Below are 24,378 nucleotides of genomic sequence, written 5' to 3' on the forward strand. Positions count from 1 at the left end.
GCTCGGCTCCTACAGTGTTCTGCGGTGTACTCGGAACCGTTGTAGGAGCTGAGCTTGCTCGCGAAGAGGCCAGCCCGGCTAGTAAACCTACCGGGTCAAAGCACGGGCCAAAAACGGCGCAGTCTTGCTCTTCTTGCTCGCCGCAACCTTCTGCGGCGTGCCCGCCACCACAATCCTGCCGCCCTGATCGCCCGCCCCCGGGCCGATGTCGATCACCCAGTCACTCTGCTCGACCACGCGCATTTCGTGCTCGACCACAATCACCGTATGACCCGCCGTCACCAGCGTATCCAGTTGTTCCAGCAACCGGTCAACATCGCGCGGATGCAATCCTGTGGTCGGTTCATCGAGCACATACAACGTCGCGCCGCGTTGATTGCGTTGCAACTCGGTGGCCAGTTTGATCCGCTGTGCTTCACCGCCGGACAACTCTGTGGCCGGTTGCCCGAGGCGCAAATATCCCAGGCCAATATCGCGCAGCACTTCCAGCGAACGACGAATCCCCGGCTGCCCGGCAAACACCGTCACCGCCTCATCGACCGTCAATTGCAGCACCTGCGCGATGCTCAAGCCCTCCCACAGCACCGCCAGCGTCTGCGGGTTGTACCGCGCGCCATGACAGGTCGGGCACGGCGCATACACGCTGGGCATAAACAACAATTCCACACTGACAAAGCCTTCACCCTCGCACGTGGCGCAACGGCCCTTGGCGACGTTAAAGGAGAACTGCCCGGCGTCGTACCCCGCCGAGCGCGCCTCGGGGGTGGCGGCGAACAGCTTGCGCACGTTGTCGAACAGCCCGGTGTAGGTCGCCAGATTGGAGCGCGGTGTGCGGCCGATGGGTTTCTGATCAACTTGCACCAGCCGTTTGATCGATTCCAGTCCAGCCGTGACCTGGCCGCTGCTGACCTGCGGCGCATCGTCTTCGAGGCTTAGTTCTTCCGCTTCGCTTTCAACCGTCGGCCGCCCCAGTTGCGCGCCGACCAGTTCGAGCAATGCCTGACTGACCAGACTCGATTTTCCCGAGCCGGAGACACCGGTGACCGAGGTAAAACAGCCCAAGGGAAATTCAGCACTGAGGTTGTTGAGGTTATTGCGGGTGATGCCATCAAGTTTCAGCCACGCCGTCGGCTTGCGCGCAGCGCGAGTTTGTCGCTGGGTTTCAGCAAACAGATAAGCGCGGGTTTGCGACTCTTTAATATCGGCCAATCCCGCCGGAGGGCCGCTGTACAAAACCTGCCCGCCCTTCTCGCCCGCCGCCGGGCCTACGTCGATCAACCAGTCAGCGCGGCGCATGGTTTCCAGATCATGCTCGACCACGAACAGCGTGTTGCCGTCCGCCTTCAGCCGCTGCAAAGCTTCGAACAGCGCCTCGCCATCCGCTGGATGCAAACCGGCAGAAGGTTCATCGAGCACATAGATCACGCCGAATAACTGCGAGCCCAATTGTGTCGCCAGGCGCAAGCGTTGCAGCTCACCGGACGACAACGTCGGCGTGCTGCGCTCCAGCGCCAGATAACCGAGACCGAGATCGGTCAGGGTGCTGACCCGCTCCAGTAGATCCTCGGCAATGCGCTGCGCCGCCAGACGCTTCTCCAGCGACAGGTTCGGCGTGTGTCGCACGTCCGGCGCACTCGCGTGACCACTGCCGCCGTGGGCCACCCTTTGCTGACGAGCCTCGCGGGTTTGCGCATGGCTCAGGGTTTCGCCGGTTTCTTCGGCGTGCTGCAGATAACTCTGCGCCGCCACAGGCTTCAACACTTCCGCCACTTGCAACAACGGCATCTGCGACAACTCACCAATGTCGTACCCGGCAAAGGTCACCGACAACGCCTCACGCTTAAGGCGTTTGCCGTCACATAACGGGCATGGACTGCCGAGCATGAATTGCGAAACACGCTTCTTCATCAGTGCACTTTGCGAATGGGTGAACGTGTGCAGGATGTAGCGACGCGCGCCGGTGAAGGTGCCCTGGTAGCTCGGATCCATTTTGCGCTTGAGGGCGACGCGGGTTTCTTCCGGGGTCAGCCCGGCGTACACCGGCACGGTCGGGGTTTCCTCGGTGAAGAGAATCCAGTCGCGCTGCTTTTTCGGCAGTTTCTTCCACGGAATGTCGACGTCGATGCCCATGGTCACGAGGATGTCGCGCAGGTTCTGCCCTTGCCACGCCAGCGGCCAGGACGCCACGGCGCGCTGGCGGATGGTCAGGTTCGGATCGGGCACCATCAGCGCTTCGGTGACTTCATAGACCCGGCCGAGGCCATGGCAGTCCGGGCACGCACCCTGCGGGGTGTTCGGCGAAAAGTCTTCGGCGTACAGCATCGCCTGCCCCGGCGGGTAACTGCCGGCGCGCGAATAGAGCATGCGGATCAGGCTCGACAATGTGGTCACGCTGCCCACTGAAGACCGCGTGCTTGGCGTGCCGCGCTGTTGTTGCAGGGCCACGGCGGGCGGTAGACCTTCGATTGAATCGACATCGGGCACGCCAACCTGATCGATCAGCCTTCTCGCGTAGGGTGCAACGGATTCGAAGTAGCGGCGCTGGGCTTCGGCGTACAAGGTCGAGAATGCCAGCGAGGATTTGCCCGAGCCGGACACGCCGGTGAACACCACTAGCGCATCGCGGGGGATGTCGATGTCGACGTTCTTCAGGTTGTGTTCACGCGCGCCTCGCACACGAACCATGCCGGCGGGCGCTTTCGAATTACGCTTGGAAGTCATTGGCGGGCCTTGATCGAAGAACAGAAAAAACGTCTATGACTAATGAGGCCTCATTGATTGCGGAGTTCATTGTGGTGAGGGGATTTATCCCCGTTGGAGTGCGAAGCACTCCCCTGCATTTTTCCAGTTGAACCGCATTCTCAGGGTTTACGACTGCTGCGCAGCCGAACGGGGATAAATCCCCTCGCCACAAGTAATTTCATTACACCTCAGGTAGTTTCTTTACACATCAGGTGACTCCCTTGAACCACAAATTCCCAGCACACAGGTTTCTGTATCAAGGGTTCTGTCAGTCAAGCATTAAGCACCGCACGAATCATCTGCAACATCGCTTCCGGGCTGTACGGTTTGCTCAGCAAATGCGTGTCCGGGCTCAACTGGTGATTGCGCGAGATGATGTCGCGGGTATGCCCGGAGGTGAACAGCACCGCCACCGCCGGTATCTGCACTTTGGCCCACGCCGCCAGATCCGAACTCTTAATCAACCCCGGCATGACCACGTCGGTAAAGATCAGATCCACCTCGATCCCTTCCAACAACATCTGCATCGCCACATCGCCGTTACCGGCCGTCAACACGCGATAGCCTTCCTCGCGCAGCAACTCGACCGCCGAGGCACGCACGGCGTCGTTGTCCTCGACCACCAGAATCGTCTCGTGCCCACCGCCCTGCTGTGGGTCGATGCTCGGCGCATCCTCGCGAACCGCTCGCAGACTGCGCGGGAAATACAACTGCACCCGCGTGCCCTCGCCGACCTGGCTGGCAATCTCGACATGCCCGCCACTCTGTTTGACGAAACCAAAGACCATGCTCAAACCCAGCCCCGTGCCTTGGCCATCGGCCTTGGTGGTGAAGAACGGTTCGAACACTTGCTCAAGTATCTGCGCAGGAATACCAGCGCCGGTATCGCTCACCGCCACGCGCACAAACTCGCCAGGGACGATGCCTTTACCCGCGCAAAACTCGCTGTCGAGCCTAACGTTGGCGGCACTCAAACCAATGGTGCCCTCGCCCTTCATCGCATCGCGGGCGTTGATCGCCAGATTGAGAATGGCGTTTTCCAGTTGATTGCGATCGACGTTGATGTGCCACGGCTCTGCCGGTAATTGCACATCGATCTGAATGGTTTCGCCCAGCGCGCGCTGGAGCAATTCGCCGACGCCATCGAAAATCTGCTGCGGATTGCACACCGCCGGCGACAGCGGTTGCCGGCGCGCGAATGCGAGCAGTTGCGAAGACAGTTTGGCGCCACGCTCCACCGCTGCCAGCGAGGCACTGACGCGGCGCTGCACGTTGGCGTTATCCGGTTCATGCCGAGCGAGCAAATGCAGATTGCCGGCGATGACTTGCAGCAGGTTATTGAAGTCGTGAGCCACGCCACCGGTGAGGCCGCCGATGGCTTCAAGCTTCTGCGATTGACGCAACTGTTCCTCAGCCGCAAGCCGCGCCTCGACTTCTTCGCCGACGCGTTGTTCGAGGTTGCGAGTAAATTTGAGCAGGGATTCTTCGGCGATCTTGCGTTCGTGAATATCGATCAACACGCCAGGAAAACGCAGCGGCTCGCCGTTCTCGTTGAACTCGCAACCGCCGCTGGCTAATACCCAGAGATAGCTGCCATCGCTGCGCAGCACCCGATATTCAGCGTTGTACGGCTCGCCGGTCTGCACCGAATGGGCGACGCGTTCCTGCACCCACGCGAAGTCATCCGGGTGGACGCGTGACTCGGCAACGTCCTGCGCCAGATCGCTCAGATCTTGATCTGCTGGATAGGAGAACGTTCGGGCGAAACGTTCGTCCGCCGACAGCCTGTTGTTTTTCACGTCCCAGACAAACGAGCCGAGCAACGCCCCGGCATTCAGCGCCAGACGCACCCGTTCGTTATCGGCGCGATAAGCGTTTTCAGCGGCCTGCCGCAGGCGTTCGGAATGCATGAATTCGGTGGTTTCGACCACCATCGCCATCACCCCGGCGGGCTGCCCTTCATCGTTGGCCACGGGGCTGTAATACAGATCCATCCAGACGTCTTCGGGGACGCCGTCGCGCAGCAGCACCAACTCTTTATTGCGAAACGACAAGGTGCCGCCCGCCAGGCAGGTGTCGACCACATGGCGATTGAATTCGGCGACTTCCGGCCAGCCCAGTTCTACCGGCACACCGAGCAGATACGGATGGCGGCCACCGGCAAATTCCGAGTAAGCGTCGTTGTAGATCATGTAGCCGGCGTGGCCCCAGAGCATGACCATGGGCAGCGGCGAAGCGAGCATCAATTGCACCGCACTGCACAGGCTCGCGGGCCAGGTATTGAGCGGGCCCAGTTCGGTGTGGCGCCAGTCGAACGCGCAGATGCGTTCGGCCATTTCGCCTTGCCAGCCATTACAGCCGTGGCTATCGGATAAAAACTGCATCGACTGACTCGGTGTCCTGTGGTGGTTGCCCGATAAATCGCGACGCCAGAACGACGCGACGCCCGTCTGTTTCGAGCGTCTTCAGTCGTATTGGTTTCATAAGAGGTATAGCCGATTTCGTCCCCGCTCGGAGACTAGACCCCGATCAGATGCTTGAGCGGATGGTAGCCAGTTTTCATCTTCGCGGCGACGTCGAGAATGGCTTTTTCGATGCCGTTCAGATGCATGCAGGTCAGCTCGATGGCAGCGCTTTGATTGCCGGCCTCGATGTATTCGATCAGGCGCAGGTGTTCGTCATCGCGGCACACTTCATGGCTGTCGTCGTCCAGTGCGGCGGCATACAGCGAGGCGCGCGAGATCAGCTTCTGGAACCAGTCGAGCAACACCGGGTTATTGAGGCTGCGCGCCAGTTTGATGTGGAACTCGCCGAGCAGATGAATCAACCGTTCGTGGTCACCGGCAGCGTGCGCTTCGTCTTCCAGCAATAGATGTTCACGCAAGTCCTGCATCGCCGCGCTGTCCTTGCGTCGGCACAGTTCAGTGACGATGCCGATCTCGATCAGCCGGCGGGTTTCGAACAGCGAACGGATTTCTTCATTGCTCGGCAATGACACCGACGCACCTTTGTTGGGCTCTGTGGTAACCAGGCCGTCGGCCTCCAATTGCTTCAACGCGGCGCGAACCGACGTGCGGCTCACATTGAATAAATCGGCCAATGAGGCCTCGCCCAGCTTCATCCCCGGGCGCAACGAGCGCTTGCTGATCGCCTCGTAAACCCCTTGGTAGACGCGGTCGACCGTGGTTTCCAGTTTCTTCTCGGTCATTCAAACACTCCTTTAGCGTCGGGCAACCAACCCCTGGCGATCGCTGGCCAAAGAAAAAGGGGGTTGCACACGCAGATTAATCCGGGTATTTCTAAATTGCATTCAGATATTGCATACAATAAATAGAGGATTGCACCAATATGGGTCAACCAATAGCAATTGAAGTGCGCAACGTCTCAAAACGATACTCTGATGATCCAGGCCTCGCGCCGGCCCTCGACAATGTTTCGGTGAACATCGCCGACAACGAATTCTTTACCCTGCTCGGCCCCTCGGGCTGCGGCAAAACCACCCTGCTGCGCACCATCGCCGGCTTCGAACACGTCAGTGAAGGCGAGATTCGTTTGGCCGGTGAACCGGTCAACGATCTGCCGCCATTCAAGCGCCGGGTCAACACGGTGTTCCAGAGTTACGCGCTGTTTCCGCACATGAGTGTGGCGCAGAATATCGCCTTCGGCCTCGAGATGCAGGGTCTTGATCGCAAGTTGATTCCGGATCGCGTCAACGAAATGCTCGCGCTGGTGCAAATGGAGCATCTGGCCGGGCGCAAACCCGCAGAATTGTCCGGTGGCCAGCAGCAGCGCGTGGCTCTGGCCCGGGCCTTGGCGCCGAAACCGAAAGTGCTGTTGCTCGACGAGCCGTTGTCAGCGCTTGACCTCAAGTTGCGCAAAGAAATGCAGGTCGAACTCAAGCGCGTACAGAAAGAAGCCGGGATCACCTTCATTTTCGTCACCCACGATCAGGAAGAAGCGCTGACCTTGTCCGATCGCATTGCGGTGATGTCGGCCGGCAAGATCCTGCAGATCGGCACCCCGACCGATATCTACGAGCACCCCAAACACCGTTTCGTCGCGCAGTTTATCGGCGATATCAACTTCTTGCCCGGCCAGCTCAAGCACGGCGAACACAACGAAAAACTCTTCGTGCCCAACGGCATGCCAATCGAAATCCCCTGTCAGCAACAGAGCTTCGCCGGCAGCAGCGTGCAACTGGCGTTTCGCCCGGAGCGCTCGCAACTGGTCGACGCCAGCCAGCCGCATCACCTGCGTGGCGTCATCGAAGCGGTGCTCTACGTCGGCACGGCGACGCTGTACCAGTGCCGCCTGAACAACGACATCAAAGTCATGCTGCGCGAAAACAACGAGGGCTTGAATCCTGGCCGCGCAGTTGGCGAACGCGTTGCCGTGCACCTGCCGCCGCACGCCTGCCTGTTGATGGAGGCCTGAGATGAGCGTCAGCAGCACTTCCCCTGCCCTCAACCGCGCGCTGTTGCTCAGCCCGGTGGTGTTGACCCTGCTCGCCCTGATCGCCATTCCGCTGGGGATCATGGGCTACATCAGCCTGCTGCCCCGCAACACTTACGGCGGCGTCGACTGGCAAGCGCCATGGCAACTGCAAAGTTACGTGCAGCTGTTTTTTCAGGAAGGTTTTGACGGTGAACTGGAACTGAACTGGGTCTATGCCCAAGCGTTGCTGCGCTCGGTGCTGCAGGCCGGTGGCACCACCGTGCTGTGTTTCCTGTTCGGTTTTCCGGTGGCGTTGTGGATGTCGAGCCTGACCCCGCGCCGGCGCAATTTGATGGTGTTGCTGATCACCATTCCGTTCTGGACCAACCTGCTGATCCGCAACTACGCGTGGTTGATCATCCTGCGCGAACACGGCTGGGTTGCGCAAAGCCTTAACGCCCTGTTCCCCAGCGCCGGCGGCATCACCCTGCTCTACAACGATTTCGCGGTGAGTGTCGGTCTGGTCTACAGCTTCCTGCCGTTCATGATTCTGCCGATCTATTCGACGCTGGAAAAACTCGACTGGCGTCTGGTCGAAGCCGCTTACGACCTCGGGGCGAATCGCTGGCACGCGTTGCGCCGCATCATCCTGCCGCTGTCGATGCCCGGTGTGATCGCCGGCGCGTTGCTGGTGTTTGTGCCGAGCCTCGGCGCGTTCATCACTCCGGCGATTCTCGGCGGCGGCAAGACGCTGATGATCGGCAACCTGATCCAGCAACAGTTCGGCACGGCGCGCAACTGGCCGCTGGGCAGTTCGCTGTCGTTCCTGTTGCTGGCGATTCTGCTGGTGTCGCTGGTGCTTTACGCGCTGTACAGCCGTCGCACGACGAAGACTATCAATCGGGGGGCGAAAGCATGATTTCCCTGCACCTGAAAAAACTCCCGGGCACCCGCGAAATCAGCCTGCTGATCCTCGCCTATCTGTACCTGCCGATCTTCGTGTTGATCGCTTACAGCTTCAACGCCAACCGTTCGGCGACGGTGTGGACCGAGTTTTCCTTTGCCTGGTACGGGCGAATTCTGGCCAACCCGTCGATTCAGACGGCGGCGCTGAATTCGATCATCGTCGCAACCATTGCCACGGTCTGCGCCACGGCGATTGCGCTGCTCGCGGCACTGGCGACGTACCGGCCGTTCTATGGACAGAAAATGGTCGAGGGCGGCATCAACCTGCCGCTGATCCTGCCGGAAATCGTCACGGCGGTGGCGACGTTGCTGCTGTTTATGGCACTCGGCATCAAGCTCGGTTTGCTCACGGTGATCGTCGCGCACATCGGCTTCTGCATTCCTTTCGCTTACTTGCCGATCCGTGCGCGGCTCAACGATCTGGACAAGAGCCTGCTGGAAGCGGCGAACGATCTTTATGCCAATCCGTGGCAGGTGTTTCGCCGCGTGACCTTGCCGCTGCTATGGCCGGCGGTGTTGTCCGGTGCGGTGCTGGCGTTCGTGGTCAGCCTTGACGATTTCATCATGACCTTCTTCGTCGCCGGCCCGGGTTCGACGACGTTGCCGGTGTACATCTTCTCGGCGATCAAGGCTGGCGTGACCCCGGAAATCAACGCGATTTCGACGCTGATGCTGCTGATTTCCATCGTCCTGGTGGTGCTGGCCTTCTGGCTGGGCCAACGCGGTAAACAACAATAAATCTGGAGCGCTCTGTTCATGAAAATCAAAAGCATGCGGTTGGCAATGTCCGGTCTTGCCCTGAGTTGTTTCACCGCGTTCAGCGCCCACGCCGCCGAACCGAAAGAGCTGTTTTTCTACAACTGGACCGATTACTACCCGGTCGAATTGTTGGCCAAGTTCGAGAAGGAAACCGGGATCAAGGTGACCATGGACGGTTACGACAGCAACGAAACTTTGCTCGCGAAATTGCAGGCCGGTGGCGCTGCGTATGACGTGATCGTGCCGTCGCAGTCGATCATGCAGACGTTGATCAAGCAGGATCTGTTGATGGAAATCGACACGCCGACCCTGAGCAATTTTCAGTACGTCAAAGAACCGTTCCGCGATCCGAGTTTCGATCCGGGGCGCAAGTTCTCGGCGCCGTATTTGTGGGGCACCACCGGCTTCTCTTACGACAGTGCGCGGGTGCCCGGCGGCAAACTGGATGACTCGTGGAAAGAGTTCTTCGAACCGCGCAAAGAGCTGCAAGGCCAACTCGCCGCGCTGGATACGTCGAGCAGCGTGATCAACGCCGCCAGCCATTATCTGAACGTTGATGAATGCAGCGAAAACCCGCAGGACGCCAAACGCATTCTGGAATTGCTGCAAAAGCAGAAGCCGTTTTTGAAGATGTACAGCTCCGACAACACCGTCGACCGCATGGCCTCGGGCGAGGTGATCATGATGCAGAACTGGAACGGCTCGACCGCCCGGGCGACCTTGCAGAAGAGCACGATCAAGTACGTCTATCCGCGTGAAGGCGTGGCTATGTTCCAGGACAACTTCGCCGTACCGAAAAGCGCACCGCACCCGGGCAACGCGAAGATTTTTATCGACTGGATGATGAAGCCGGAGAACGCCGCCGCCGTGTCGAACGCCATTGCTTACGCCAACGGGATTCAGAGCGATTCGTTGCTTGATCCGAAGTGGAAGGTGATGGACGCGATCAACATGCCGGAGGAATACGCCTCGCGTCTGCGCCCGGAGAAGGAATGCAGCAACAAGGCGCGGGAGCTGCAGGATCGGATTTGGTCGAAGCTTAAGGGCTGATCCGAGACCGCTGCCCTCACCCTAGCCCTCTCCCAGAGGTAGAGGGGACTGACCGAGGTGTCTTGCGCCATACGCCGACCTGAAACAACCAGTCGACTATGAATTCAAAGCAAATATTCCAAGTCGGTGTATCTCTCCAATATCCCCCATTCAGTCCCCTCTCCCTCCGGGAGAGGGCTAGGGTGAGGGAAAAAATCCAAAGACCTGAACGAGGTTTGTATGACCCAGCCACACTGGCTACGCAACGTGCGCCCCTACGGCGCCGCCGCCGAAGACCTGCTCATCGAAAACGGCCGTTTCAGCCAACGCCGGCCGGCCAGCAATTCGACGCTGTCCGCCACCGACATCGACGGCCACAATCAACTGCTCACCAGCGCATTGGTCGAAAGCCACGTCCACCTCGACAAAACTCTCTACGGCCAGCCCTGGCGCCCAAACAGCGCGGGGCCGACGCTCAAGGACTACATCAGCAACGAGCGCCGCATCCTCCGCGAAGTCACCGCGCCCATCGCCGAACGCGCCGGTGCCTTGCTGGAAAACTGCATCGCCCGTGGTTCGCTGACCATGCGCTGTCACGTCGACATCGACCCGGAATTCGGTCTGCGTCACGTCGAAGCCATGCAGCAACTGGGGGAACGCTACAAAGACCTGATCGACCTGCAACTGGTGGTGTTCCCGCAAACCGGTTTGATCAGCCGCCCCGGTACCGCCGAATTGATGCGTGAAGCAATGGCGCTGGGCGTGGAAAACGTCGGTGGGCTCGACCCGTGCGGCATCGACAACGATCCGATCGCGCAGCTCGATTTCGTTTTCAAACTCGCGGCTGAATTCGGCCGTGGCGTCGATATTCACCTGCACGACAAAGGTGAGCTGGGCCTGTGGCAAATCGCGCTGATCGCTGATTACACCGAGCGTTTCAACCTGCAGAACCGGGTGATGATCAGCCACGCCTACTGCCTCGGCATGTTGCCGTGGAGCCAGGTCAAACCGGTCGCCGAGCGTTTGGCGGCACTGGGGATTTCGCTGATGAGTTCGGCGCCGGCTGACACCGCAGTGCCGCCGTTTCTTGCGTTGCGTGAGGTCGGCGTCAATGTCTGCCTGGGTTCCGACGGCATTCGCGATGCGTGGTCGCCGATGGGCAATGGCGACATGCTCGAACGGGCGATGTTGTTGGCGTTTCGCTTTGATTTGGGCAAGGACGATGAGCTGGCGGCGGCGTTCGAGGCGGCCACGGTAAATGGTGCGCGGGCGCTGGGTATCGAGGATTACGGTTTTGCAATTGGTCAGCGTGCGGACTTCTTGCTGATGCCGGTTGAGACGCTGGGCGAGGCGGTCGTGGCGCGGCCGTTGCGTCAGGTCTATCGCGGTGGCACGTTGATCGCCGAAGGTGGCCGTTTGCTGAGCAGCCGTCTGTGAAACGCATCGGTCTCAAGGCCAGTTGCGTGGTTGGTTTCGACGGCGCGCAGCATGTGCTGTGGCGCGACGGTGAAGTGGTGTTTTCGGGTTCCCGTATCGAATTCGTCGGGCGCGGTTATGCCGGGGCGGTGGATCAGTGGATCGATTACGGCAATGCGCTGATCGGCCCTGGCTTCATTGATCTCGACGCGCTGGGCGATCTCGACTCCACGGTGTTGACGCTGGACAACGGCGACGAACGCGCCATGGGCCGCATGTGGTCATCCGAGTATCTGGCCGCCGGCCCGCGTGAGACTTACAGCCCGCAAGAAGAGGTTTTCAAATACCGCTACGCCTTCACCCAGTTGATCCGCAACGGCATCACCACGGCCATGCCGATCACCTCGATGTACTACCGCGAATGGGCGGAAACCTACGACGAATTCGCCGCTGTCGCAGACGTTGCCGGTGAACTGGGTTTACGCACTTACCTCGGCCCCTGCTACATGAGCGGCATGAGTTACTGGCAGGCCGACGGTACCCTCGCCCATCACTGGGATGAAGCTCGCGGGCTGGCCGGACTGGATGCGGCAGAACGCTTTTTCAAGGATTTCGACGGCGCCCATGACGGTTTGATTCGTGGCGCGCTGCTGCCGGATCGCATCCAGACCTGCACACCCGCATTGCTGCAACGCACCGCCGCGCTGAGCCGCGAACTGAATGCGCCGATGCGTCTGCATTGCTGCCAGGCGCTCAGCGAAGTGGCGATGGTTGAGCAATTGCGCGGCGCGTCAGCGCTGGAGTGGTTGCAGCAACTGCACTTGCTCACGCCGCGCAGTCTGCTGCCGCACGGCATCTACACCGCTGGCGACGATGATTTGCAACGGCTGATCGACGGCGGCGCGAGTCTGGTGCATTGCCCGTTGGTGTTTGCCCGTGACGGCGAAGCGCTGAACTCGTTCGGTCGCTACCGCGCCAAGGGCATCAACTTCGCCCTCGGCACCGACACCTGGCCGGCGGATCTGCTGGAAAACATGCGCCACGGCTTGAACATCGCGCGGCTGATGGAGGGCGGCTCGGCGTTGACCAGCAGCCTCGATCTGTACAACGCCGCGACCCTCGGTGGCGCGCGGGCGTTGGGCCGCGATGACCTCGGTCGACTGGCCCCCGGCGCCAAAGCCGACATCACCGTATTCAGTCTGCGCGGCCTTCATCTGGGGCCATTGTTCGACCCTTTGAAAAACTTGCTGCTGGCCGGGCGCGGCGACGATTGCGTCGCCAGTTACATCGACGGTCGTTGTGTGATGCACGACGGTCAGGTCACCGGCGTCGACTACCCCGCCCTGCAACGTCAGGCCCAACTTCAATACGAAAAACTCATGCGCAGCCACAGCGACCGCGCGTTTACCCGGCCGGACTGGAAAACCCTGTTCCAGCCGTCCATTCCGTTCGCCGATGACTACAGCGCCGACGCGCCATTGAGCGCCATCGATCCACTTTCCTAGAGGTTTTTGCCCATGCACAGTTTCGATTTCAGCCAGCTCAGCCCACGGGAAAAATACAAGATTCTCATTGGCAGCGTCGTGCCTCGGCCGATTGCGCTGGTGACCACCATCGATGGCGAGGGCCGGATCAATGCCGCGCCGTTCAGCTTCTTCAATGCACTGTCGGCGGATCCGCCGATCCTGGCACTGGGCGTGGAGAACTATGGCGATCAGAGCCCGAAAGACACCACGCGCAATATTCAGCTGAATCAGGAATTCACCGTGAACATCGTCAGCGACGCGTTGGTGGAGGCCATGAACGTGTGTGCCGTGCCGTTTGCTCCGGGTTTCGATGAGTTGACCGCTGCAGGCCTGACGGCGATTCCCGGTACCACGGTGAAATGCCCACGCATTGGTGAGGCGCCGGTGGCGCTGGAGTGCCGACGGATGATGGCGCTGAACATCGGTCAGTCGCGGGAGATCATTTTTGGCGAGGTGTTGATGGCGCATGTGCGCGATGAGCTGATCGATCCGAAAACCTTGTACATCGATCAATTGGGGCTGGATGCGATTGGGCGTATGGGCGGCCATGGTTATGCGCGCACTCGCGATTATTTCGACCTGCCGACCCGCTCGTTGCAAGCGTGGACGGAAGCACCGGGCGGTGGCGAACGGTTTTGGCCAGCCGCCAAATAAACCAACAGCAAAAGATCGCAGCCTTCGGCAGCTCCTACTGATCGTTCCTACGCTCCGCGTGGGAATGCCGCCATGGACGCTCTACGTCCACTGTGACGCGGAGCGTCACGGGATGCGTTCCCCCTGTAGGAGCTGCCGCAGGCTGCGATCTTTTGATCTTTCAGTCAGTGCCGTACTTCGGCGAGCGCGGGCCGTATAGCAGGCCTGCGTGCTGACCGGCCGAGAGCAGACGATTGCTCGCCACACCGGCAATCGGGTAACCGGCATCGGTAGAACTGTTGATGATCTGCTTCACCGCTGCGGTGATCAGCATGCCGATCAAACCGCCGCCACCGTTGTTGCCGCCCTCTTCGCTCGACGCCCGCGCCGAACCGGTCCACAGCGTTGTGCCGCTTTTCAGATCCACCAGTTTCGCCGTCGCGGTCACGGCGGTTTCACTGCTGATCACCAGATAACGCGTGCCGTACTCGGTCACAGTGATATACAGCGCCGCGTCCGCACCGAAGATTTCCTTCAGTTTGTTCGGCGGTGCCTGATGAATATCGTCCGGGGTGGTCAGGCCGTTCTGGCGGAAAGTTTCATCCACCAGCGCGATCGGCAACACGTAATAACCGGCCTCGGCCAGCGGGAACGTCACTTGCGACAGCAGGCTGTAAGAGGCCTTCACATCCGGCGAAGTGTTCAGCGGCGGCAGCACCAGAATGGTCTTCGGGCGTGCCTGTTTGTACGCCGAATAGTCCACGGTTTTTGGCGCTACGCAGCCACCGAGTACGGTCAGGGCCAAACCAGCGGCGAGTAACTTCAGGGTACGCGAGATCATTTGGCGTCTCCGGTCTTGGCGTTTTTAAGCAGAAAATCCATGTACGGGCCGGACTCGGGGAACAGCGCTTTCTCGGTGTTGAACTGCTGCACCATCTGATCGTCCTTGCCCATGCTCAGGTAGAGCAAGCCAAGGTGGGCGTGGTAACCCGGCGGCACGGCTTTGCCGGTGGAGCGAATCTTTTGCAGGTCACGTTCCAGCACTTCGGCCTGCGCTTCTTTCGGCTCTTCGCCTTTGAAGTATTCGTAGACCTGCGGTTGGTAGTCTTCCCACTGGTACAGGGTTTTCGGGCCGGCACAACCGACCAGCAAGGCACTGGCGGCCAGCGTCAGCGCCATCAGCGAGCGCGACAACGTCGAATTCATGGGTGTTGCTCCTTGCAATGAATGGGCGTCGATCAGTTGCCCGGCTTCCAGGCACCGGCGTTCATGCCATCGACCAGACGATTGATCGCCTCGCGCATGGCCAGATCCAGTACTTTGCCGTTGAGGGTGGAGTCGTAAGCTGCGGTGCCGCCGAAGCCGACGATTTCGCGGTTGGACAAGGCGTATTCGCCAGCGCCTTGCGTGGAATACACCACTTCGGAAGTGCTGATGTTGACGATGTTCAGGTTGACCTTGGCGTACGCAATCTGGGTTTTGCCACGGCCAAGAATGCCGAACAGCTGGTGATCGCCGATCTCTTTGCGGCCGAACTCGGTAACGTCACCGGTGACCACGTAATCAGCACCCTTCAAGCGCTGGGCCTGGCCCTTGATCGCCGCTTCCTGCTGGATCTCGCCCATGTTGTCGCGATCCAGCACGCTGAAGCGGTTGGTCTGCTGAAAGTGGGTGATCAGGATGGTCTTGGCTTGACCGCCGAGACGATCGACGCCATCGGAGAAGATCCCGCGCATGTAGCTGGAGCGGTTGTCGAACTTGCCCACGGCCATCGGCACACGAACGCCAGTCCAGACTTGAGAGGCGCTTTCAACCTTGGCAACTGGCAACGCGCGCGAGCTTTCGGTGGCGCAACCGGCAAGGGTACCGGCCAACGTGCCGAGCACGGCAATGGCAACGCCTGAGACCAACATCCGGGAGATCATTCTCACTGAGTATTCCTTCTTGAAAAACGGTGTGTCCCGGCACGGCGACGTGGGGTGGGAGCTGAAAAGGGGCGGCATTATGACAAAGTGCCATCATTGCGAACAGATATTTTTGACGCCAACGAATTGACCTGCTTACCCCCTGTCGATCGTTCCCACGCTCTGCGTGGGAATCCCGCTACGGACGCTCCGCGTCCCCTGTGACGCGGAGCGTCACGGGAGGCGTTACCACGCAGAGCGTGGGAACGATCAGACAAGGGGGCAGCGTATTAGTGGAAATCGCGGCTTTGCACGCTGATGCCATTAAGCAATGGGCTGAGGTCGCTCAAGCGTCCAGCAATCAAATGACGGACTTCGCCTTGGCGCTCCCAGCGGCCATCCACCTTGAGCAGTTGCGAACCGACCAACACCTGCCGTTGACGCTCGGCCAGATCGCGCCAGACCACCACATTGACGTTGCCGAACTCATCTTCCAGGGTCACAAAGGTCACGCCACTGGCGGTACCCGGTCGCTGCCGCCCGGTGACCAGTCCGGCAACACTCACCGGCCGGCCATGCTCGACATCGAGCAACTCCTGCGAACTGCGGCAGCGCCGCGTCTTCAACTCGCTGCGTAACAATGCCAGTGGATGCGGGCCCAACGTGGTGCCAATCGTCGTGTAGTCCGCGTGCAAATCCTCACCAACACTCGGCTTGGGCAGCACTACATCAGGCTCTTCCTGGTTCGGCAAGCCGGCAAATAATCCCAGTTGTTTCTGCACCCCGGCGACTTCCCAGCGCGCCCGATGCCGGTGCCCGGCCAGGCCGCGCAACGCGCCGGAATCCGCCAACAACGCCTGCGCCCGACTGTCGAGCGCGGCCCGTTCGCCGAGGTCGGCGATGTCGGCAAATATCCCGCGCGAGCGTGCAGCTTCAATGCGCCGGGCATCGTCTTCGCGAAAGCCCTTGATCATGCGCAGGCCCATGCGGATCGCCGGTTGTGCCCCGGCAATCGGTTCCAGGCTGCAATCCCAATCACTGGCGCGCACATCGACCGGGCGAATCTGCAAATGATGCCGGCGTGCGTCTTGCAGGATTTGATCGGGGCTGTAAAAACCCATCGGCCAACTGTTGATCAGCGCACAAGCGAACGCCGCCGGTTCGTGACACTTGAGCCAGCAACTGGCGTAGGTCAGTAAGGCAAAACTGGCGGCGTGGGACTCAGGGAAACCGTAGCTGCCGAAGCCTTTGATTTGCTCGAAGATCTGCGCAGCGAACTCAGGTGTATAGCCGTTTTTCTTCATCCCGGCGGCCAGTCGTTCCTTGTGCGGTTCGAGTCCGCCGTGACGTTTCCACGCGGCCATCGAACGGCGCAACTGATCCGCCTCACCGGGGCTGTAATCGGCGGCGACGATGGCGATCTGCATCACCTGTTCCTGAAACAGCGGCACGCCCAGGGTTCTTTCCAGAACGACCTTGAGTTCTGGCGACGGGTAGGTTTCCTCTTCTTCCTTGTTCCGGCGGCGCAGGTACGGGTGCACCATGCCACCCTGAATCGGCCCCGGTCGGACGATGGCGACCTCGATCACCAGATCGTAGAACGTCGCCGGTTTCAGGCGCGGCAGCATCGACATCTGCGCCCGCGATTCGATCTGGAACACGCCGATGGTGTCGGCGCGGCTGATCATCTCGTAAGTCGGTTTGTCTTCGGAAGGAATCGTCGCCAGGCTCAAATCCTGATTGCGATGCCGGCGCAGCAGGTCAAAGCAGCGGCGAATCGCACTGAGCATGCCGAGGGCAAGAATATCCACTTTGAGCAGGCCGACCGCGTCGAGGTCGTCCTTGTCCCACTGAATGATAGTGCGGTCGGCCATCGCCGCATTTTCGACCGGCACCAGCATGCTCAGCGGTTGCTCGGAAATCACGAACCCGCCGGGGTGTTGTGAAAGGTGCCGGGGAAAACCGATCAATTGGCCGGTCAGGCTCAATACCCGCCGTAGCACCGGGCTGTCAGGGTCGAAGCCGCCCTCAAGCAAACGCTCCAGCGGTGGCGTTTCGTCGCTCCAGTGGCCGCAACAATCGGCCAGCGCGTTGATCTGATCCGGTGGCAGGCCCAAGGCTTTGGCCACGTCGCGTACGGCACCGGCCGCGTGATAGGTGCTGACCACCGCCGTCAGCGCCGCACGATGACGGCCATAACGGCGAAACACGTATTGCAGGACTTCTTCGCGGCGTTCGTGCTCGAAGTCGACGTCGATGTCCGGCGGCTCGTTGCGTTCTTTTGACATGAACCGCTCGAACAGCAACGTGGTGTGATCCGGATTAATCTCGGTGATGCCCAAGGCAAAACACACCGCCGAGTTGGCCGCCGAGCCACGGCCCTGACAGAGGATTTTTTGCTCGCGGGCAAAGCGCACCACGTCATGCACGGTGAGGAAGTAGCTTTCGTAGCCGAGCTCGGCGATCAGCTGCAATTCCTTGTTGATCTGCCGCAACACCTTGAAGGGCGCGCCCTTCTTCCAACGCCAGGCGATGCCCTCTTTCGTCAGTTGGCGCAACCAGGAACTGGCGCTGTGCCCCTCCGGCACCAACTCTTTCGGGTACTGATAACGCAGTTCACCGAGGTCGAAAGTGCAGCGCCGGGCCAGAGTCACCGACGCGTCCAGCAGTGCTGGCGGATACAGTTCGCGCAACACCTCGACACTGCGCAAATGCCGCTCGCCATTGGGATGCAGGCGCAACCCGGCCTCGGCCACCGGCACGTGATGACGGATCGCAGTCATGGTGTCCTGCAGGGCGCGCCGACCACGGGCGTGCATGTGCACATCACCGCTGGCCACGGCGGGAATCTGCAGTTCGCCGGCCAGACTCAATAACCTCGCCAGACGCTGCTGATCGTCCTGGCCACGATGCAATTGCACCGCCAGCCACAGGCGCTCGCCGAACGTCTGCTTCAGCCAGCGGCCCTCTTCCACGTCATCCAGCGAGTCCGGCACCCACAACACCAGCAACCCCGGCAGCGGCTCGCTGAAATCTTCGCGCAGTACCAGATACTGACCTTTCTGGGTGCGCCGCCGGGCGCGAGTGATCAAGCCGCACAGCGCCTGATAACCGACGAGACTCTCCACCAGCAGCACCAGTTTCGGGCCGTTTTCGATGCGCACTTCACTGCCGATAATCAGCGGCAGCTCAACCGATTTCGCCGCTTGCCAGGCCCGGACGATCCCGGCCAGCGTGCATTCATCGGTGATCGCCAGCGCCTGATAGCCGTGTTTTTTTGCCCGTTGAAACAGCTCAAGGGCACTGGAGGCACCGCGCTGGAAACTGAAGTTCGACAGGCAGTGCAATTCGGCATAGCCGTCACTCATGCGAACCAGCCTTGCAGCCACAATGGCCCGCCCTCACCCACCGCGCGATACGCCCAGCCTTGCTGACCGGCCCGGTTCTGGATCAGGTAATAATCGCGGCGTACATCGTCACCGTCCCACCAGCCCGATTCGATGCGTTCCGGGCCCATGAGAATCCGCGCCGAACCTTGCGGCACACTCTGCGGCTCACCGAGCAACCAGCCCGGCCGGTGCACGCCGGGCAACACGGCGCAGCGCTGTTTATCGACGCCGTGCTGCCAGGCGCATTCCGGTCGATGATCAGCCTGAAAGCGCAAACCCTGCACCGCATCATCACCCAGACGCGCGCGCAGGCGTTCGCGCAACTGCTCCCACGGCAGCGTCTGCTGCGGGCGGTCATCGAACAGCTCCTGAAACTGCGGGACGAAACTCGGCAGATCTTCGGCGCGCAGACGAAAGCCGCGCACCGGCGCCTCGACCTGCACTTGTTCCAGCCGCCCACGGGCCAGTTCGAAAAGCATTGCCGGATCACGTTCGGCGCTGAGCAGGCCGACTTTGATTACGGTGTCCGGCAGCCCGGCATGTTCCAGATGCAGATCAAAACGCTGCACGCCGCTGTCACGCCCACAAAGGAACGCCGACAGGTCACCGGTCAAACGCCGTAACGGGAACAACAAGGCCTGATGCGATTGCACGTCGAAGTTGAGTTCGATGCGCACGTCAAAACGATCCGGCGGCAGGTAAAACTCCAGCGCCAGTGGTCGTGCACCGAACAAGGTGTCGAGGTGTTTAAGCATCTGCGCTTCGAAACGCCGGGCCAGCGCCTGACGCGGCAGGCTCTGCACCTGACTGAGGTTGCGCAGGCCCATGCGCGACAACGCCGTGGCCACGCCCGGTTCCAGACCGACGCGGTCAACCGGCAACTGGCCGAGGTGATGCTGCAAAGCTTCGCCGTCGGGCACCACTAAACCGTCGTAAGCATTGGCCAGCACTCGCGCGGCCACCGGGTTGGGGGCGGCGACGATGCGATGGCGGAAACCCAACTCGGTCAGTTCCTTGCGCAAGCGCGCTTCTAACTGTGCCCAGGAACCAAACAAACCAAGGCTGGACTCGATCTCGAACACCACAGTGCGCGAGTAATGCACGCTGACCTGCGCGCTGAAACCGTAAGCCCACGCCGCGAGAAACTGCTGCCAGTGTTCGACTTCGGCGGCCTCGTAATCAGCGGTGGCAAAACCTTTGCTCATCGCCTGAGCGGCGGTCATCGACTGTCCGGCACGCAAGCCAAGTTTGCGCGCGGCCGGGTTGACTGCTTGCAGGACTCGCCGCTGAGCCGGGCCGCTGAGCAGCACTAACGGTTCATCCGGATCAGCGCGCTGACGCAGCACCGCGTCCAAGGCCAATTGCGGAAAAAGAATACAGACCCAGCGCATGCTGACCTCAATGACCCACGGCAAAGGCAATCGGCGTCGTACGCGCCAAGCCGCCACGGCACTTGAGCACGCGCAATTGTGCGGGTTTGGCGTCGATGGCGATGCGCAACGCCGCCGGTGACGGGTTGACCGCTTCGCTCAATGGACGCCAAGCGAATGCGAGGGTCTGACCGGTTTCCGCCGCCACCTGCAAACGCCGCAACGCACGATCATCGGCCTTGTGCGGCCAACACAGCACCGCGCCGCAACTGCCTGAACGCAAACACTGTTCGGCTGCCCACAAGGCATCGCGCTCACTGGCTTGGATCACCGACAATTGACGCAGATCGACCCCGGCGTTTTCCCATGCCTGCGGGTACGGCACGAACGGCGGCGCCACCAGCACAATGCGCTCACCCGCCGCCGACAATCGCGCCAGCGTCGGCCAGACCAGTTGCAGTTCGCCGACACCGGGGCCGGCCAAGAGGATTTCGCTCAGCGCCGCTTCCGGCCAGCCACCGCTGGGCAGTGCCGCGTCCAGCGCGGCGTGCCCGGTCGGTTGCGGGCTGGCCGCCGGTGGCGCAGGCCGGCCCTTCCAGACCTGGCCGCCATTGAACAGCGTATCCAACGCAACGACGGCGCCCATCAGCCTTGCCTCACCAGACCGCAGAACACCCCTTCGATGGCCAGATCCTGATCGTCGCGCACGACAATCGGCCGATAGGCCGGGTTGCGCGGCAACAAGCGCACTTCATCGCCAACCCGTTCGAAGCGTTTGATGGTGACTTCACCGTCGAGGCGCGCCACGACAATCTGGCCGTTAAGCGCTTCGGGATTACGTCGCACGCCGACCAGATCACCGTCGAGAATGCCGTCCTCGATCATCGAATCGCCCTGTACCCGCAGCATGTAATCGGGTGTGCGCGAGAACAGCGCCGGGTCGAGCATCAAGCGGCTATGGATGTCGGCATCGGCACCAATCGGCGCACCGGCAGCGACGCGGCCGAGCACGGGAATGTCGAGCAGTTCGGGCCGCGGCGGCTGACCGAGCAAACGAATGCCCCGGGCCTGATTGGGATTGACCTCGATAAAACCGGCTTCAGTGAGCGCAAGCACATGCTTACGCGCCACGCTGCGCGAGGCAAAACCAAAAGCCTCGCTGATTTCAGCGAGGCTTGGGGGCTGACCGTGTTCGGCGATTCGATCGCGGATAAAGGTCAGGATGGCGGTACGGCGGGGAGTGAGGTTCGTCATGGAGTACATTTGTACTCTTTTGGCTTTTTCCTGACAAGCGCCGCCAGTCCGGATCCCCGGAAATCCATTGATCGTTCCCACGCTCCGCGTGGGAATGCAGCCCGTGACGCTCCGCGTCACTGGACGCAGAGCGTCCCCAGAGGCATTCCCACGCAGAGCGTGGGAACGATCAGTCAGCTTAAGCCGCGTTCGGCTAGGAATTCGGCGATGTAATCAATGAAAGCAACGACCTTGGCCGTGGCCCGCCGATGGCTCGGGTACACCGCCAGAATGTGCGGGCCAAAGGTGTCGGGATCGATTTCGTAATCCGCCATGACCCGCACCAATCGCCCGTCGGCAATGTACGGCGCGGCGCTCCACAGCGGCGTGTGCAGCAATCCTCGTCCGGCCAACGCACTGGCCAGCAACAAATCGTAATTGTCACTGCGCAACAACGGCGCGGTGGGTTGCGCCAGACTCAAACGCTGGCCGTCACGCTCGGCCCACCAGAATTCGCGGCTAAGCAACGGATGCTGATAAAGCAGCCACTCATGCTGTTCAAGGGTCTGCGGATTTACCGGCAAGCCCTTGCGCGCCAGATACTCGGGGCTGCCGCACAGGGCCAGGCGATTGCTGCCGACCACCCGCGCGATCAGCCCCGGCAAATCATCGTGGCCCTCGCGCAACGCCAGGTCATAACCACTTTCCAGCAGATTGACGAACGCATCGCACAGATCCACCTGCAGGCTGATTTGCGGGTATTGCTGCAAAAAGCCGTCACACACTTGATCGAGAAACGCCCGCCCATAGGCCAGCGGCGCGGTGATTTTCAGGCTACCGCGCAAGCCGTGCTGCAACTGCTCGATTTCTTCACTGGCCTCGTCGAGGCGCTGCAACACCAGTCGCGCGGTTTCCAGGTACACACGGCCGATTTCCGTGAGCAAAATCCGCCGCGTGCTGCGCTCGAACAGCCGCGCGCCCAACTCCGACTCCAGATGATTGACCGCTTTGGTCAGCGCCGACGGGGTCTTGCCCAACTGCTCGGCGGCGCGGCTGAAACTGCCGAGCTGCGCGGTGACCACGAACATCTTTAATGCGCCCAACTTGTCCATGCTTTTTCCATTCAGGCAAAAACGTTTTTCGTGAGGGAGGCGTTCTGTCAGCCGCTGACAGCCACTAATCTCGCCATCAGACGCAATAACAAGGAAATCTTCAATGAAAAGATTCATCCCGAGTCTGTTGGTAGCCGCTGTAAGTTTTGCCTCGATGGAAGCCATGGCCGGCCCTGATCTAATCCTGCTCAACGGCAAGATTTTCACCGCCGACCGCGCGCAACCCAAGGTTCAGGCCCTCGCCGTAGAGAACGGTAAAGTGCTGAAAGTCGGCACCGATGCGCAGATCAAAGCCCTGATCGAACCCGGCACTCAAGTCATCGACCTCAAGGGCAAAGCGTTGATGCCCGGGCTGATCGACAGCCATTCCCACGCAATTTTCGGTGGATTGGAAATGACTTCGGCGAACATGGAAGACGAAGTCGTTGAGCTCGACGAACTGCAAAAGCGTCTGCGCGACTGGCGTGCAGACGGCAAGGCGAAACACGGCGACGTGCTGAGCATTGCCGGCATGAGTTCGGTTTATTGGGCACAGGCAGAGGCCTTGGGCAAAACCTTCAACAGCGGCGAATGGGCCGATGTGCCCGTGGTGTTTATCGGCAGCGACCACCACACGGCGTGGGCCAACAATGTGATGCTCAAGCGTGCCGGGATTGATGCGGCCCTGCTGAAAACCCTGCCCGCCGCGGAAAAAGACACCATCGGCAAATTGGCCAGCGGCGAGCCGAACGGTTTTGTGGTCGATGCCGGTTGGGATCGGGTCGCCTCGAAAATGCCGGTGCCAAGCCCCGCCGACATGTTGAAGGCCGCAAAATCAGCGGTGCGCTACAACAACAGCCTCGGCATCACCGCGTGGATGGATCCGGCCGCCAACGCCGCACCGGGTGAAGCGGTGTTCGCCCTCAAACCCACCGAAAAAACCGTCGGCGTGCTACCGGCCTACAAAGCCCTGTCGGAAAGCGGCGACATGAGCGTGCACGTCGCGGCGCTGCTGGTGGCCAACCCGAAAAGCGTGCCCGCCGATCTCGACACGCTGGACAAGGTGCGCCAGCAATTCCAAGGCATCCCGAATCTGACGTTACCCGGGATCAAGATCTTCGCCGACGGCGTGATCGAATTCCCGGCGCAGAGCGCGGCGATGATCGATCCCTACAGCAACTCGCACAAACAGGGCGAATTGCTGATCGACCCGCAGCATTTCGGCGAACTGGTCAGCGCCATCGACCAACGCGGCTGGCTGGTACACATCCACGCGATCGGCGACCGCGCGGTGCGTGAATCGCTGAACGGCATCGCGCAGGCGCGCAAGGATCGCCAGAGCGGCGTGACTCACTCGATCACTCACCTGCAAATGGTCAACCCGAAAGAGTTCGCCCGTTTCAAACCGCTCAACGTCATCGCCTCGATGCAACTGCTGTGGGCCAGCGCCGACGACTACACCACCGACATGATCAAGCCCTACGTCAGCGCCCTCGCCTTCCGCTATCAGTACCCGGCGCATTCGCTGCTCAAGCAAGGCGCGACGATTGCCGGCGCGAGCGACTGGCCGGTGTCGTCGCCGAACCCGTTCAACGCCATGGCGCAGGCGATCACCCGCGTCGGCCCGTTGGGCGTGCTCAATGCTGATGAGCGTCTGGACCGCGACACCATGTTCTACGCCTACACCGTCAACGCGGCGCGCACGATTGGCCTGGAGAAACAGATCGGCTCGCTGACGCCGGGCAAGCAGGCGGACTTTATCGTGCTGGATCGCGACGTATTCAGCGTCGACAACAAAGCCCTGCATGACACCAAAGTGCTGCAGACCTGGTTCGGCGGCCGTCAGGTCTACACCGCCACCCAATAACAAAAAATCTCTCCCCTGT

General features: G+C 60.8%; 19 protein-coding genes. 8 read left to right on the plus strand and 11 right to left on the minus strand.

The genetic code is table 11. From position 1 onward, the window contains the following. Nucleotides 1–87 precede the first annotated feature (87 nt). From ACIP66_RS04340 to ACIP66_RS04350, 3 genes are all read right to left on the minus strand, one after another. Entirely contained in the window at nt 88–2,721 is a 2,634-nt protein-coding gene (locus ACIP66_RS04340) for an excinuclease ABC subunit A (RefSeq protein WP_400645746.1), read from the minus strand. Nucleotides 2,722–3,014: 293 nt separating this feature from the next. After that, the gene (locus ACIP66_RS04345) at nt 3,015–5,126 is read right to left on the minus strand and encodes an ATP-binding protein (RefSeq protein ID WP_400645749.1); all 2,112 of its coding nucleotides are present in this window, start codon (nt 5,124–5,126) and stop codon (nt 3,015–3,017) included. A gap of 134 nt (nt 5,127–5,260) precedes the next feature. Beyond that, nucleotides 5,261–5,950 carry a GntR family transcriptional regulator gene (locus ACIP66_RS04350; RefSeq protein ID WP_053120886.1) on the minus strand — a complete coding sequence of 230 codons (690 nt, stop codon included), beginning with the start codon at nt 5,948–5,950 and terminating at the stop codon, nt 5,261–5,263. Nucleotides 5,951–6,090: 140 nt separating this feature from the next. On the opposite strand from ACIP66_RS04350, the gene ACIP66_RS04355 reads away from it, so the two are divergent. From ACIP66_RS04355 to ACIP66_RS04385, 7 genes are all read left to right on the plus strand, one after another. Next, on the plus strand, nt 6,091–7,176 hold the full coding sequence (locus ACIP66_RS04355) for an ABC transporter ATP-binding protein (RefSeq protein WP_053120888.1): 1,086 nt from the start codon (nt 6,091–6,093) through the stop codon (nt 7,174–7,176). Nucleotide 7,177: 1 nt separating this feature from the next. Next, a complete protein-coding gene (locus ACIP66_RS04360) occupies nt 7,178–8,095 on the plus strand; it encodes an ABC transporter permease (protein ID WP_400645753.1) in 918 nt (305 codons plus the stop codon). After that, a complete protein-coding gene (locus ACIP66_RS04365) occupies nt 8,092–8,880 on the plus strand; it encodes an ABC transporter permease (protein WP_053120891.1) in 789 nt (262 codons plus the stop codon). Before ACIP66_RS04360 ends, ACIP66_RS04365 begins: the two co-directional genes overlap by 4 nt. Nucleotides 8,881–8,898: 18 nt before the next feature. Next, a complete protein-coding gene (locus ACIP66_RS04370; protein ID WP_053120894.1) occupies nt 8,899–9,951 on the plus strand; it encodes an extracellular solute-binding protein in 1,053 nt (350 codons plus the stop codon). A gap of 219 nt (nt 9,952–10,170) precedes the next feature. Then, nucleotides 10,171–11,367, plus strand: a complete 1,197-nt coding sequence (locus ACIP66_RS04375) for an amidohydrolase family protein (RefSeq protein WP_400645756.1) — start codon at nt 10,171–10,173, stop codon at nt 11,365–11,367. Then, entirely contained in the window at nt 11,364–12,851 is a 1,488-nt protein-coding gene (locus tag ACIP66_RS04380; protein WP_400645759.1) for an amidohydrolase family protein, read from the plus strand. Before ACIP66_RS04375 ends, ACIP66_RS04380 begins: the two co-directional genes overlap by 4 nt. Before the next feature lie 12 nt (nt 12,852–12,863). After that, nucleotides 12,864–13,526: a flavin reductase family protein gene (locus tag ACIP66_RS04385; protein WP_053120900.1), complete on the plus strand. Its 663-nt coding sequence runs from the start codon at nt 12,864–12,866 to the stop codon at nt 13,524–13,526. A 160-nt stretch (nt 13,527–13,686) separates the two neighbouring features. On the opposite strand, the gene ACIP66_RS04390 is transcribed toward ACIP66_RS04385, so the two are convergent. The 8 genes from ACIP66_RS04390 to ACIP66_RS04425 all read right to left on the minus strand — a co-directional run bounded on the left by ACIP66_RS04390 (nt 13,687) and on the right by ACIP66_RS04425 (nt 22,513). Then, nucleotides 13,687–14,346 (minus strand): DUF799 domain-containing protein, encoded by a 660-nt coding sequence (locus ACIP66_RS04390; RefSeq protein WP_053120902.1) that lies wholly within the window; start codon nt 14,344–14,346, stop codon nt 13,687–13,689. Further along, nucleotides 14,343–14,711 carry a DUF4810 domain-containing protein gene (locus tag ACIP66_RS04395; protein WP_400645763.1) on the minus strand — a complete coding sequence of 123 codons (369 nt, stop codon included), beginning with the start codon at nt 14,709–14,711 and terminating at the stop codon, nt 14,343–14,345. Before ACIP66_RS04395 ends, ACIP66_RS04390 begins: the two co-directional genes overlap by 4 nt. A 32-nt stretch (nt 14,712–14,743) precedes the next feature. Next, a complete protein-coding gene (locus tag ACIP66_RS04400) occupies nt 14,744–15,430 on the minus strand; it encodes a CsgG/HfaB family protein (RefSeq protein ID WP_400645980.1) in 687 nt (228 codons plus the stop codon). 269 nt (nt 15,431–15,699) lie between these two features. Continuing rightward, entirely contained in the window at nt 15,700–18,798 is a 3,099-nt protein-coding gene (locus tag ACIP66_RS04405; protein ID WP_400645766.1) for an error-prone DNA polymerase, read from the minus strand. Beyond that, nucleotides 18,774–20,189, minus strand: a complete 1,416-nt coding sequence (locus tag ACIP66_RS04410; RefSeq protein ID WP_400645769.1) for a Y-family DNA polymerase — start codon at nt 20,187–20,189, stop codon at nt 18,774–18,776. The genes ACIP66_RS04405 and ACIP66_RS04410 overlap by 25 nt, the downstream gene beginning before the upstream one ends. Before the next feature lie 7 nt (nt 20,190–20,196). After that, a complete protein-coding gene (imuA, locus tag ACIP66_RS04415; RefSeq protein WP_159814797.1) occupies nt 20,197–20,814 on the minus strand; it encodes a translesion DNA synthesis-associated protein ImuA in 618 nt (205 codons plus the stop codon). Then, nucleotides 20,814–21,431: a transcriptional repressor LexA gene (gene lexA, locus ACIP66_RS04420; protein ID WP_212551261.1), complete on the minus strand. Its 618-nt coding sequence runs from the start codon at nt 21,429–21,431 to the stop codon at nt 20,814–20,816. The genes imuA and lexA overlap by 1 nt, the downstream gene beginning before the upstream one ends. Before the next feature lie 164 nt (nt 21,432–21,595). After that, nucleotides 21,596–22,513: a LysR family transcriptional regulator gene (locus tag ACIP66_RS04425; protein ID WP_053120915.1), complete on the minus strand. Its 918-nt coding sequence runs from the start codon at nt 22,511–22,513 to the stop codon at nt 21,596–21,598. A gap of 103 nt (nt 22,514–22,616) precedes the next feature. Between ACIP66_RS04425 and ACIP66_RS04430 the strand changes: the two genes are divergently transcribed. Next, nucleotides 22,617–24,359: an amidohydrolase gene (locus tag ACIP66_RS04430; RefSeq protein ID WP_400645774.1), complete on the plus strand. Its 1,743-nt coding sequence runs from the start codon at nt 22,617–22,619 to the stop codon at nt 24,357–24,359. Nucleotides 24,360–24,378 lie beyond the last annotated feature (19 nt).

The organism is Pseudomonas sp. NPDC088429 (assembly GCF_044753305.1).
Classification (GTDB): Bacteria; Pseudomonadota; Gammaproteobacteria; order Pseudomonadales; family Pseudomonadaceae; genus Aquipseudomonas; species Aquipseudomonas rustica.